Below are 12902 nucleotides of genomic sequence, written 5' to 3'. Positions count from 1 at the left end.
GTTGCTGCTGAGGCCGTAACGCGAACTGATCCTTCCATTACGCAGGCTAAAACTGCCGTCCACGCCAGAATCGCAGGTGAGGCTGTACGCCACCATTACTCATTCACGCTCCCACACTGTCCGAATGCAAGTCCCACGTAGTATCGAACAGGATCGCCATTTTCGCGTTGGGTCGTCCGCTCGAATGTGACGTGATTACTGAGCCGGCGAGCAAACCAGGATTTGGTGTCTGGCTCGATATTATTCCGTTCAGCCCAGTGGTCGTATCGCTCGTATACCTCCCCCGCGGCCACCGTGCTTTCAGCATCCTCGATGAGGTAGATGTCCGCGAACCGCTTGACGACCGCATCCGGATCATCGGCAATCTCTTCGATTTGCGGCGTTTCAGTTTGCTGGGCAGTCCCACTCTTCTGGTCCGCAGCTCCCCCATCTCCACTCGGCGTTACTATCTCGAATAGTGTCTCTACGGAGCGCGTTTCTCCGTTATCGTATACGACAGGCTTACCGTCGTCGGGGAGGATGACAATCGCGTACGACTCAGGGCCGTATTCAGGCGTCGGGAGTTCGGCTTCAGGGACAAATGGTTTCTTGATGCGTACCCACTCGGCCTCGAACGCCGCCTTCGTGTCGTAGACATGCTGCTCACCCTGCTCGTACACCACGTACTCGTCAGCTGCATGGTCGTAGCTGTAGGTGGCAGGGACGCGGTCTTTGGATGCATCCGCGAGTGACGAGAGACGGACGTACTCGGCTCCATCGCTATCTTTGAGTACGAGTTCGTTATCTTCGTGCGACCAAACGGTTCGCCCGGAATCTGTCTCACCAGCGGTGGGCCTGACAGCCGTTACGCCACCTTGTTCGGTCGCCCCTCCGCGAAAGGTGATGTGCCCATCGTGGGTGTAGAATCGGGTTTCGCCGTTGGTAAGCTGCTGAACCGGCGGTGACAGAATTCGCTCGACCCGTTCAGCCCAGTAGGTTTCCGTCTCACCGGGGCGGACGACGAACAACGGGATGTGTTCAGCGTCCTGTGCTTTTCTGAGGTTGGTGAGGACCTTCACCGGGTTCTCTGGCGTCGTAGTTTCGGCTTCGATAGCAAACGTCTCGTCGAGGTCGGGATGTGTCGCTTTCGCGTCTGGCTGTTCGTTGCCGTCCTGTGTGAGAATCGTGACGCGAAATCCGAGCGCCGTGAGTGCAGCCTCGACCTCCAGTAGTACCGCATCGTGCGCGTCACTTCCAGCGGCTCTCGTGTCACCAGTATCTGGTGCTGCTGCTGTCTCTCCAACGTCAGTCAGGCAGACCAGGAGTTCGTCGGCGGCTGCATCAAGATCGACATCGAGCAGCCGCGACCGCTCGCGGATGTCCGCAAGCGCATCGTAATCCGGCGGGTCGTTATCTATCTCATCGAAGCACGACCGTAGTTCGGCGTCGACATCTTCGACGGCTACCCACCCATTCTCATCACGAACGCCCTCTCGGAGCTGGATGATCCGAATCGTCTTCGCGAGCGCCTGATCGAGATCCTGGTTTGCCGTGCCGAGGATCTCCTGTACTGCTTCTGGGGACCGTTCCGAAGACGCAACCCCCGTTTCGGGTACGCCGAAATCGTCGCTTGCTCGCTCGTGAATGGTCGATAGCGAGTTCTCAAAACGGTCCTCTTCCCGGTTATCAAGCGGAGACTCGCTCTCGGGATGACCTGCGGGAATCGGCAACGGTTTTACGCTAAACGGGTACGGGCCCGTTTCGCCGAACGTCGGGCTCGGGAGACTCGCAATCCACTCACCTCGAGGCAGTGACCGAATGCGATTGGCGAAGTCGACCGGGTCCATCTCCTCGTGGGCCATCGCCTGAGCGAGCTCTCGGTCAACATTGATCTTTCCGACGAGGGAGCTCCCGATATTGTTCAGCGCGTTCAGGTACACCTTCCGCCCGCCTTCGACCTCCATCTGCTCGGGGAACTGCATCGACAATCCTACCGAAAGGCCGAAGCTCCGACCCTTTTCGAGGAGGTCGTTCATAATGTCCGAAACCACGACCGATGCTGCCTCGTCGATGAGCAAGTTCACGACGTAGTCATCCGGGTACTGTTCGAGGTCGCGTTTACGTTCCTTGAGGGCATCATCGAGGTTGGTCAAGATCACGCCCGTCATGATGCGGGCGGCCTCGTCCCGAAGATCGCCGAGGTCGAACAGAATGACTTTGTTCTCGTCGAGGATGTCGCGGAAGTCGAACTGGTTCTCAGTGTTATTGAAAATCCGCCGTAGATGGGTATCCTGTGAGATGTAGGCGAGACGGTTCCCGACACCGCCCATCACGTTCGCGAAGGTGTTCGAGTCAAGCTGGAGCTGCCGCCGAATCGTCCGGACGACCTCCTCGTCACTTGACTGCGGGGCTTCGCCAAGATTCGCCTGCGGTGGCCCGGCCTCCCAGAGTTGGTCAACGATGTGTTCTAGCTGTCGATGAGCGAAGTAGTCGGTCGACTCCCGATACAGACCGTTCTCGCGGCCGTGTTCCTCGTCGAACAGGGCCTTGATGAGTGTCTTGATCAGGGTCGGAGAAACGGTAGCTCGTTCGTAGCGATCTGTACCCATCACGAGTTTCAGAATCTCCTCGTAGTGGTCGGCCTTCCGCTGGACGGCATCCTCACGGCGTCGTCCGTTCTCCACCGAGGGTTCGAGATCGAAGAACGAGAAGCCGGGCAGCACATCCGGCAGCGGGAAGTGAACGACGTTCTCCTCGAGGTCGGTTGTTCCGAACCGGCGAGCGTGGGCACGCATGTAGTTCTGGCTCATACCGTCACCCTTCGGATCGATGAGAATGACTGGTCCGTCAGTATTCTCATAGAGCGAGAGGATGTCGTTGATGAGCGCTTTCGACTTCCCTGAGCCGGTCGTGCCGAACCGGCCGTAGTGCGTTGGGAGTACACTCGGTGGGAGCGCGGTTGGCTGCTCTTCAGGCTCACCGTTCTCGTCGAGCGCGAAGCCGATGTCCATACCTCCACGGAACTGGCGCATCAGGTCTTGATGCGGGCGAGGGAGTGGATTCCGGCTCTGTTGTTCGGCACGCGTCCCTCTCGTCCCCTCGACGGTCAACTGCTCGGAGGATGGTGCAATCACGAAGTGCGCGAGTTCGTTTCCATTCAGGACTAACCCCGGTCGCTTCTTTCCGCGGCCAGTATCGAGGTCCCGATGTAACAGCCGGGTTAGCGACTTTCGTGCGTTCTTCTCTTTGCTTGTCTGGCGAAAGCCCTTGCTCTGGAGTCGCTGGCCTTCAATTCCATAAAATGGGCCGTCGAGCGGATCGAACACCGGGCGGAGAGCATCCATTCGGGCGTCGAGATTGTCGGCAGCATCATCGTCCGTTGGGACAGCGATCGCCCGAATATTCACGGTGAACGTCCGCTTCGGGGTCTTGGCTGTGATGCGCTCGACTCGTTGCTTGACTGGCTCGCTCAGCTGGCGTTCGCTTCGGTCGCTTGGTTGTTCCTCAACCTCCAGAAACGGCCCAACCCACTCCTGAAAGAGTGTGTCTCGCCCGTCGATCAGGTTCTCTTTGCGAATCTCTGCATCGGACGTCCAGTCCGACTTCCGCTGGAAGACGACCTGGAAGGCAATCGGATGCTCGGCTTCGATCAGATGGTCGACGAGCGAGGCAAGAGAGTCCCCCGGCTGGTCGGGCGTCGACAAGGAGTCAGTCGCATCCTCCACGAATGGTGTCAGCAACGTCATCCAGTCTTCCTTCCTGGTGGCGTTCCCGTACCATCGGACGCCGACCGGTGAGACCATCTCGAGGGCTGGCCGGGCGAGTACCGTTCCGTTTCCCGTCGCGGTCGGCTTCGTGAGCGTCGTCAGCGGTTGATCAGCAGGCAGAGTGTTCGGAGGCGCGACCGAGATGGTACCATCCTCATGCTCGATGAGGTACTGCTCGTTCGACTCAGATACTGTGCCACCATCCGCGACTGAATCCTCCCCCTCAGGCGCTTCCTCGTCCGCCGTGCGTTCATCTGCTGGGCCTGCAGGTGACTCTCGCTGTTCGTCGGGGGCGAATTCGTAGTGGATGCTGTCCTTATGGACACGATCGACGAATTCCTCCTGCGTGTATTCGACTGGCTGGATCAGTTTCGACGTGAGATCTATCTCGACGCGTTCGATATCGAATGTAGATGGGTAGATGGACTGCAGTCGCTTCGCGAGTGTATCGAGGTGTTCGTCAGCCCCGTAGAGGAACTCAACTGGCTCGTCTGCCCCCTCGCTCAGCGCGAGAAACTCGAAGTGAAGCGGACGCGTACTGTGTAGCGGATTCAATTTCTGTGCGAGACTCGGCGAAGCCGTTGTCGTCAGTTTGTGAAGACTGGCAAGAACTTGCGGGATCTCCGTCACGGGAAGAGATTCGGAGGTCGGCGTGACCCGAAGATACTCACGCATCATCGTCGCTCACCTCTGAACCGCCATCAGGTTCCACTGTCGCTGGTTCCGTCGATTTTTCTTCCCCGTTTGTCGTCTGCTTCTCGAGTTCCTCACGGAACTCCTGTACGTCGGTATCGACAGCTTCCTCGCCAGCACCAGGGAGCGACGAGCGCCGTCGCTCGGTGGGATCGAAGTCGATGACCTGCTTCTCCTTGGGCATTGCCTCAACCTTTATCCCGCGCCACTCACCGTCGACGCCGACGAGTGCCTCGGAGAAGCCGGCATCCTCGTTCCCGGGGACCGCGTCTTGCACGTAGCGCATCTGGGCGTAATTCAGGCCGAACTCGTCGGCCCACTGGTCGTCCATCCCGTCCAGGCGATGGAACTGCTTGACGGCACACTGATCGAGAATGGCTTCGGACTCAGCGTGTTCGAAGAACTCGTCGACGGTCTGGGTGACGAGCCGAATTGAGAGGTCATGGTGGCGGTGATGGCGGAACACCGTCTCTAAGAATGCCAGACTCGCGGCGTCCTGCATGATGTACCGCGCTTCGTCGATGACGAACACGACTTCCTTGTCCGTCTCTTTCGCCCGCTCGTACACGAGCGAGATGAGCAACTGCATCGTCAGCGCCGTGCTGCTGTCGACGCTGCCCTCCTGTTGTGCGAGATCGAGGTAGATGACCTTCTCGTTGCGGATGTCGAACTCCGAGGACTTCCCGAGATTGGCGTGGCGACCCTCCTCCTCGAAGGGCCGAAGCTGGTCCAGCAGCCACGTCGCGTCCTCGCGAATCTTCCCTGCCTCCTCGTCGGAACGAACGACAAACTCCTCGGGGTCGTCGACCATGTCCTCGAAAACGTCCATCATCTCCCGGATGGTCGGGCTGGGGTTGCTGTGCGTCGAGATATCGTCGGTGATGTCGTTGCGCTTGTAGGCGCGCTTGAGGCCGAGTTCGAGCGTTGTCCGACGATCCCCAAGTGAGATGCCTCGCAGTGCGAAGAAGTTCGTCAGGAAGCTCATAGCGTCGTCGAGCTTCTCGTTGAACGGGCTCGCGTCCTCACCCATCGCCCGCTGGACGTGGTCTGGCGTCTGGCGGATTTCCAGGGGGTTCAGACCGAGCGTCCCACCGACGGTGATTCGTTTCGCTCCGAGTGCTTCGGAGACGCCTGCCCAGTTGTTGAGCGGTTCGAGGATGATACCGATGCGGTCCTTGCTCTGCTCGATAGAGCGGATGAAGTTCTGTTTCGAGCCGAACGACTTCCCAGACCCAGTATCGCCGACGGTGAACATCGCATACCCGTTGTCACGGGCGAACGGGTCGATGACGACGGGGCTCTGGTTGTCCTTGTGAATACCGAACTCAACCCCGCCCTCTTCGAGGATAGTCGCGTTATGCGGCGACGAGAGGAGCGCGCCAACGGCCCCACCGAGGGCGATGGATTCGCGGCCAAACACGTTGTCTCCTATGGGAGCAGCCGACTGCAGCGCGAGGTCCTGCCGACAGATTGCGGTCTTCGGCGTGAGGTTCGCTGGATCGTCGCGGAGTGCGCTCTTGACCTTCTGGACTGAGTCCCTGAGGTCGTCCTTATCGTCGGCGCGAACCGTGACGAACATCCCCTGATCGAAGACGTTCGCGCCGCTCTCGACGGCTTTGTAGGTCGCAGCGGCTTCGTTTGCTCGCTCCTGAAGGTACGCACTGCGGACGCTCTGTTCCAGATCGGCGTCAACCTGGAGGTCGTCAGCGATGTCCTGCAGTTCGTTCCGCGCCCGCTGTTGGTTCTTCGGCGTGATGTGCGCTGTGAGGTCGAATTCGACGTCGGTCAGCTCGAAGAGATCGCTCAGATAGCCGTCGTTCGGGTAGTCGGCGTAGTCAGCGATGTAGAGCGTCGTCGTCCACTGCTCGCCGACGTGAGCTGCCCGTGTTCCCCACTCGATGGCTGCCGGCGCAGTCACCGTCTTGTGGGACTCGGAGATGTCGTCGAGGAGCTGTCCCTCTGCCTGCCCCTCTTCGAGCGTCTCCTCGTCGAGGACATCCGAGAAATCGACTTCGGGTTCGTCGTCGGCGGTATGCCGGTTCCAGAGGAGTTTACCGGCGACTCCGAGGGCCACAACCAATAGAAGGTAAACTGCCACACCTTCGGGTGACGTTGGGTTCAGTAGCCACTCTGTGAGCTGGGCGAGAGGTCCGCCGCTCGCTTGGAGAGTGACACTACGCATTGGTCTCATCCTCCCGGCGTGAGTGGCCGATGATCGGTTGCTCGCGAATGACGCGGTCTGCTTCGTCGTAGTCGTGCTCTCGTCCGTTCCAGAAGTCCATGTTCAGAACGAACAGTTCGACCGTACTGAGCCGACGAGCAGACCAGCCAGACGCTTGCTGAATGAACTCGGCGCGAACGTCGTTGACGCGGCTATCGAGTTTCTCGAACATTTGGGCGCGACGTTCGACATCGGTGAGGTCCTCACGTCGCGTCACGAAGGGATTGAACAGGAACCCGATGACGGGGAACTTGGTCAGTTTCTCCGCAGGTGTGCCTTCGTCTCGGTATCTGTCGTAGACTTCGAGCGGAGTAACCTCGACGCCAAGGTAGTATCGCATCTGTTGGATGCCACGGTCACGCATCTCCCTGGGGCGTGTTTCTCGATATTCCTCGAGGAGTTCCCGGAAGATCGGATTCTCCGTGACGTCTTCGTCGGTAAGCCGTTCCTCGATGGTCTCCGTGATTTGCTCGACCGGGAATGAACGGGTCGTTGCGTGGAATTTGAGCTTTGAGTCGAGTTCCTTGTTGGCGAAGTCTTCGCCCGCCTTCTGGAGCTGGGCCCAGTCGTTGGACATCGCGAAGTCCATGTTCCCCGGGTCGATCTCGATAAAGGCCTCCATCGTGCCGTCCGTCCGTTGGATCGCCCCAGCACCGGGCCACGCCCGCTTGATGTTCGTCAGATCCTGTGTTCGCTCGTCCGGTTTGAACGGTGTGTAGTTTGCGAGCCCGCCCTCGTTTCGCTCTGTCTCGTTCGTGGTACTGTCGGCTGCTTCTGGGGCACTGAACGTGACCCGCGGGCGCTTGGCGTATCGATAGACGTCCTTTGTCCACGTCCACGCGTTCAGGTGATCGGGAGAGACGTAGATGACAGCAACACCGAACCCGAGTCCACCGGCTACGAACGGGAGAGCGAGCGATTCGACGCCAGTGAGACTCGCGATGAAGAGCCCGATGATGGGGAAGGCGATGAGCACGCCGACGTCTCCCTCCTCGATGTTGAGGTAGGGGATGCGACTCTCCTCGCCAAACTGGTTCATGATACGCCGCGCTGCCGCGTCTGGATCTGTAGACATTAGTGAATACCTCGATCGTACTCCATTCCGCGTTTGTCACTCGATGCGTCTGCTGTGGCCCCACCGGGGTCATTCTCGGTTCGACGGTACGATGGGGCTCCGTCCTCAGTTCCGTGTCCGCCTCGAGCAGCAGCTTTCTGTGCAACCGCATGGCCAGCTGCTGCTTTCGGCCCCCACCGCGCTGCTGTCGTCGCGACACCCGCACCACCAACGTAGGCGCCAGCCGCGACACCGCCGATGAGAGCAGCACTTTTCGTCGCCCCTCCGACAACCCTAGCTGTCAGCGGAGTCGCGTACTTGAACGTCTTCCAAGTGATGTAGAGCGCAACCAGCGGGAGGGAAGCGGCGACTAGATATTTGAGAAACGCTGTTCCGGGTGTTAGTGACCCGCCAGCGTATATGAGGTCATATCCTTTGAGGACTATTGCTGCGGGCAATGGAAGTACGGCCAGTGGAACGAACCGTTTTGAGAATCCCGTCGCAATGCTAGAGATGATAGGGATATTGCCGTAGGCGAGTGCGAACGCAATCGGCATCCCGTACAAGTATACGTAGAGTAAGACCCTGCGAATGTAGAACAGAGCCTCCAAAGCCCACATCGAAATTCCGCCGATGAACGCGAACAAGAATCCCAAGCCGGGATTTGTGATCGTCACTTCTAGAAACCCGAGCATAGCTTCGGCAACTGAGGAGAGTTCTGGCATCAGTGCGATTGTGAATCCGTCGACTAAGTAGAGCGCCAGAGTCCCAACCCAGTACCACGTGATGATTAGAAAAGCCCCGACCCACGCTGTCTTCTTAGCTTTCCGAGCTTCATAGGCACTGCCAATATTGAAAATCCGAACTGTGTGGCGCCCCTGAACACTCATCACGAGGAGCAGGAGCGCGAGAAGCATGATCTCGCCACCGACAAGAGCATCTTGAAGTGCTGGCCAGGGTGCATTGGTCGGCTGCCCGAAAACAAAGGCCCCGTTCGTCTCTGGAGTAGGAGTTCCAAACATCCCCTCAGTCAGAGTCTCATATCCCGTGACGAGGCCGTCCATGAACAGCCCGATGAACCAATCAACGACGCCTTTGATTCCCTCGAGTACGACGTCAATTAGGTCAACCACCGTTACGCCTCCGTAATTGTGACCTCACAGTCCGTCATGTCGTCGGACCCTGAGTACTGGACTTCGTAGGATTTTGAGATTCGATTGCCTGCGACTCGTGTCTCAACAGTGACGGTGAATTGGCCACTATTCCCGTCTGGCGAACAACCCATTCCATTCTCGGTTTCTGTGCCGAATGGGAACGAGCTACTGTACAGATCAGTTGTCTCACCTGGAGCGATTACAACTTGTTCAGCATCGTAGATTCCACCCCCTCTTGGGTCCTCGATCGGATTTGGAACATCACCAGAGAACAGAAGTTCTACGACAGCATCCGGCCCACTACCAACGTTCGCGACGGTAACGAATGCCTCTCCGTTCTTTTTTCGGTCTGTCTCAGTGTCACCATAGACCTCGTCCCACGGCTTGTCAGGATTATTCCGGTAGAGTCCAACGTCCTGAATCTGAATCTCCGGTACGATATCCGTCGTACTCTCTGTGACCGTCTCCTCGCCTTTCAGTGCGACTACGCGATACTCACCAGGCTCATATGCGGTTCCAATCTCGAACGTGACCTGTTGGACCCCTGCGGCCACGTCACGGGTTCCGAAGAGCTCTCCGTTCGGCTGAATGAGGTTGATCTGGTCGACATCAGCGTCAGGGGAGAGTTCGACAACGAGCGTGGTCCCTTCGACAGCGACTCGTTGCAGTGGCCCTTCCCCGTCTGGAGAACCAGTCCCGTCACCGGGCGTGCCAGAGTCTCCATCGTCGGTCAGGCATCCTGCAACGCTTACAAGCGCTGCACCTGCGGCTGTTCGGAGGACGTTTCGTCTGCTGATGATTGGGTTGTTTCGTGTCATGGGTCTCGTTGGAAGAGGTCTTCTGGACCGAGCATTCGGAGGAGACGATGTCCAGCGTAGAACATCACGAAGAACGGGATGAACTGCCAGAAGATCTCGAATAGGAACGCGAACCAGCCGTCGATGGTTCCGAGTGGATGCCAGCGGGCAGTCGCCGTATCACTCACGTAGGCTGGATTATGCCCAAGCCACGAGCCTGGGTGATATCGGGCCGTGTAGATCCCAGGATCGTCGACGGTTACAATGGCTACCCCGGACGCATTGGTCTCGACCTGCTGGCCGGCGATGGTGATGTATCCGTTGCGGGTGGTTCCCCCAATCGGATACCAGCGACTGCTGTCGTCGAGGATGATCGGTGCGCCAGTTTCGTTATCACGGAGTTCAATTCGGAGTGTGGCCTGTGACTGGTTCTGTTGCAGAACCTCCGCAGTAAGGGTACTCCGACGGAGGTGTCGTTCAGAACCCGCGGCAGGCTCGACGATCGACGCGTTGACTCCTCGAACGATACCTGCAACGTAGATGGCTTCCCGATCGACAGTCTCGGCTCGAACGGCGACACCGTACGTCGTCGAATAGGACTGATTTACGACCTCGATGTTGACGTTCTCACCGATGGTTCCCGCCGGAGAAGGTCGGTCAGTCCCCCACGTGTCGACAATCTCTGGGCCATCCCGAACTGGCTCTGCACGCGGTCCAATCCGGGAGGGATACGCGTGGACGTACACAGGGATTGCCTCCGATTTCACGTCGGTACTAGCGGTTCGGTTGGACCGCACGAGCCCGTCCCAGCTGGTGTCTCGGGCAGTGTAGAATCGCCAGACACCACGAACTCTCGTGTCACCGTCCTCAGTAAGCGTGTACCCCTGCCAGGGACGGGATTGGAAGATGGCAACGCCGGAATCCCCGTTCGGATATTCGGCGTAATAGGGGTACGCGGAGAGGTCGTAGACCTCAACGTCAATTGAGTCCGAGACATTTCGCGTCTCCTCACGGTAGACGACATCAACATTGGTTCCGTTGACAACGTCGGTCCGGGTCGTCTTCTTCAGTCGGACGTGGAGCTCTGCTTCGAGGGTGAGGGTTGCGCTCCAGTCGTCGTCGATCTGGTAGTCGATGGCCGGCGTGTGTGATCCATCACTCTTCGCGATGGTCTCCCCGTCCTTTTGCAGCCGAACTTCCTCGATCTCGTGATCCGTAAGCGACCACTGGATAGTGCTGTTACCCGAAGAGCTCCCGTTTGGGATACGGACGCGGTAATCGACGAACCCACGCATCGTGCCATTCGGGGCGATGTACAGTGGCGTTTCACCGGATTCGAGGTGGCCCCGAGTCGACGGCTGAACCGCGAACACTGTTGCGTGAGCGTCCTCGATGAATAGACCGTCCTCAAGGGATGCGTGGGGTGGATGGACGGACGTATCCGACCCACCGGCTTCGAGGTCTGTGAAATCGTTTCGAGTCCACGTCGCGGCCGTCTCGGGCGGGCGTTTGAACGTGATATCCGTCCCGTTCGCAAGCTGGTGGATCGACGTCCGCTCGTCACCGTAGCGCTGGTGGTACTCCTCCTGACTGATGTAATTGTCCGCATCGCGAGACCAGAGTGTCGCTGACTCGTTCTCAGTGAGTCCGTTATCTTCCGTACCTGGTCGCGGCGGATTCGCCGAGACGATACCCGTGACTAGGCTAGCCACGCAGAGGGCTGCGATGAGTACGGTTAGTTCTCGTTGTTGTAGGGGTCTCACGATGAGAGGGGAGTGAATGGCTTACCAGGGGACGAGATCAACACACTGCGCCAGTGGGAGGCCCATCATCGATCCGGCGACAGTGTACAGCGGGCCGAGGATAACGAGAACCACAGCGGACTTCATTGCCGAGCGCTTGTGGCGCTTGAGTCCCTTCTTCTGGTCTGGATTGAGCGTGAACATCTCGATGAGAGAGTCAGCTTGCCAGACAACAGCGAGACCGACAATGCCCAGCCCAGTGGTTAACTGAAAGAAGCCCTCAATCATTCCGGGGAGATTGTCAGCGCTGCATACCGCGCTCTGTGATGTTTGTTGAGCGAGCGCTGGTTCAACTGCGATGAGGGAGAGGGCTGCGATGGTGAGGGGGAGCTTCAGTCTAACAGTATTCCGTGCAGTGGTTTTTGGCTTTTCTTGCGGGGAATCGGTATCTGATCCTTGCATACGTGTCTATGGTTAGCTGTTCCATCGTCCGATAGATCACGAGCTCGTAGCGGATGCGTGGAATCAGCGTTCAGTTCTATCACAAACAGACCGGGTATATGAATCTGAACATCCGAACGTATTCTTGAGAAACCCTTTGTATCTCCTAGCATCTGATAGAATAGGTTAGAAACGCATCGGGGGTTATATACATCTTTTCGGACGACAGTGCAGGTATCCACATGTATCGGGAAGTTACTTGGGCAGTACCTGCCGACCCATACATTCTCGAAGAACTAGGCGAGTACGATGGCTGGCACACGGCAAAGAACCTCGAGATCAATACGGACTTCAGTCGCCAATGGATCTCTCAGCGTTGTCCAGTATTTGTTGATCATGAACTCGCGGAGCGCCACGAAGAGGAGCCCGCGTACCGCCTCACTGAGTTCGGCGAGCAAATCCTCAACGGTGAAGCAGAATACGACGAACTCAACGATACAGAGGGTTGATCCGCTCCTAACGGGCAGATTGGCGTGATTTCCGATCTTAGTTGAGACTGTAGAATGTTCTGGGATATAGATTATCGCTCTTATGTAGAGCTACGGAATGAGTGTGTTAGCTTATAACTGACTAAGAGCTAGCGGTTCCTGGTAACGAGAGATTCGCCGGACAGCGGCTTGGTCTAATTCATGTCAGATCGTTTTTCCGCAGCTTTGCATAAGAGCGTAGATTATTAACCAACAGCGTGGTTGGATAGTGGATATTTGTTGGTTAATTCATCTCACTCGACGACGATGATCTTCCAGAGCCTGATGCCAATTTTCCCATCTTCAACCCTGTAGTCGATATGATCTTCAAGGATAACCCCAGTTCCATCTTCGAGATCAACGTCTATATTCCGATAGCGGGTCGCCGTCGGTGCGGAAGCACGAGGATATTTGGGTTTCGTTCGTTGAGGGGGCTATCGAATGCACCGACCACTCGGATCTAAAAGAGACGCCAAGGGTCTCGAAAGCAGAACTCGCGGGAAAGATCTGGGATTTCGACTAAGTGC

8 protein-coding genes are annotated in these 12902 nt (G+C 57.7%); 1 reads left to right on the top strand and 7 read right to left on the bottom strand.

The window, feature by feature from the left end; translation table 11 throughout:
* Positions 1-95 precede the first annotated feature (95 nt).
* The 7 genes from RBH22_RS11725 to RBH22_RS11695 all read right to left on the bottom strand — a co-directional run bounded on the left by RBH22_RS11725 (position 96) and on the right by RBH22_RS11695 (position 11869).
* Complete coding sequence (locus RBH22_RS11725) at positions 96-4424, bottom strand: ATP-binding protein (RefSeq protein WP_306677587.1); 4329 nt, start codon at positions 4422-4424, stop codon at positions 96-98.
* On the bottom strand, positions 4414-6621 hold the full coding sequence (locus tag RBH22_RS11720; protein ID WP_306677586.1) for a transferase: 2208 nt from the start codon (positions 6619-6621) through the stop codon (positions 4414-4416). Before RBH22_RS11720 ends, RBH22_RS11725 begins: the two co-directional genes overlap by 11 nt.
* Positions 6614-7735 carry a hypothetical protein gene (locus RBH22_RS11715; RefSeq protein ID WP_306677585.1) on the bottom strand — a complete coding sequence of 374 codons (1122 nt, stop codon included), beginning with the start codon at positions 7733-7735 and terminating at the stop codon, positions 6614-6616. Before RBH22_RS11715 ends, RBH22_RS11720 begins: the two co-directional genes overlap by 8 nt.
* Entirely contained in the window at positions 7735-8847 is a 1113-nt protein-coding gene (locus RBH22_RS11710; RefSeq protein ID WP_306677584.1) for a hypothetical protein, read from the bottom strand. The genes RBH22_RS11715 and RBH22_RS11710 overlap by 1 nt, the downstream gene beginning before the upstream one ends.
* Before the next feature lie 2 nt (positions 8848-8849).
* Positions 8850-9686, bottom strand: coding sequence for a hypothetical protein (locus RBH22_RS11705; RefSeq protein ID WP_306677583.1), 837 nt, complete (start codon positions 9684-9686; stop codon positions 8850-8852).
* Complete coding sequence (locus RBH22_RS11700) at positions 9683-11377, bottom strand: hypothetical protein (protein WP_306677582.1); 1695 nt, start codon at positions 11375-11377, stop codon at positions 9683-9685. Before RBH22_RS11700 ends, RBH22_RS11705 begins: the two co-directional genes overlap by 4 nt.
* Before the next feature lie 72 nt (positions 11378-11449).
* Complete coding sequence (locus RBH22_RS11695; protein ID WP_306677581.1) at positions 11450-11869, bottom strand: hypothetical protein; 420 nt, start codon at positions 11867-11869, stop codon at positions 11450-11452.
* Positions 11870-12090: 221 nt separating this feature from the next.
* Here RBH22_RS11695 and RBH22_RS11690 point away from each other — a divergent pair, with 221 nt between their 5' ends.
* A complete protein-coding gene (locus RBH22_RS11690; RefSeq protein ID WP_306677580.1) occupies positions 12091-12357 on the top strand; it encodes a hypothetical protein in 267 nt (88 codons plus the stop codon).
* Positions 12358-12902: the final 545 nt, after the last annotated feature.

The sequence above is a fragment of the Halobellus sp. H-GB7 genome, assembly GCF_030848585.1.
Taxonomy (GTDB): Archaea; Halobacteriota; Halobacteria; order Halobacteriales; family Haloferacaceae; genus Haloquadratum; species Haloquadratum inordinatus.
The sequence above is the reverse complement of the archived record's forward strand: the minus strand, read 5'-3'. Positions and strand labels throughout refer to the sequence as shown.

Bases quoted from the DNA above. Each gene is read 5' to 3' on its own strand.
- RBH22_RS11705 (WP_306677583.1), bottom strand. From the start codon at position 9,686: ATGACACGAAACAACCCAATCATCAGCAGACGAAACGTCCTCCGAACA.
- RBH22_RS11720 (WP_306677586.1), bottom strand. From the start codon at position 6,621: ATGCGTAGTGTCACTCTCCAAGCGAGCGGCGGACCTCTCGCCCAGCTC.
- RBH22_RS11715 (WP_306677585.1), bottom strand. From the start codon at position 7,735: ATGTCTACAGATCCAGACGCGGCAGCGCGGCGTATCATGAACCAGTTT.
- RBH22_RS11695 (WP_306677581.1), bottom strand. From the start codon at position 11,869: ATGCAAGGATCAGATACCGATTCCCCGCAAGAAAAGCCAAAAACCACT.
- RBH22_RS11725 (WP_306677587.1), bottom strand. From the start codon at position 4,424: ATGATGCGTGAGTATCTTCGGGTCACGCCGACCTCCGAATCTCTTCCC.
- RBH22_RS11690 (WP_306677580.1), top strand. From the start codon at position 12,091: ATGTATCGGGAAGTTACTTGGGCAGTACCTGCCGACCCATACATTCTC.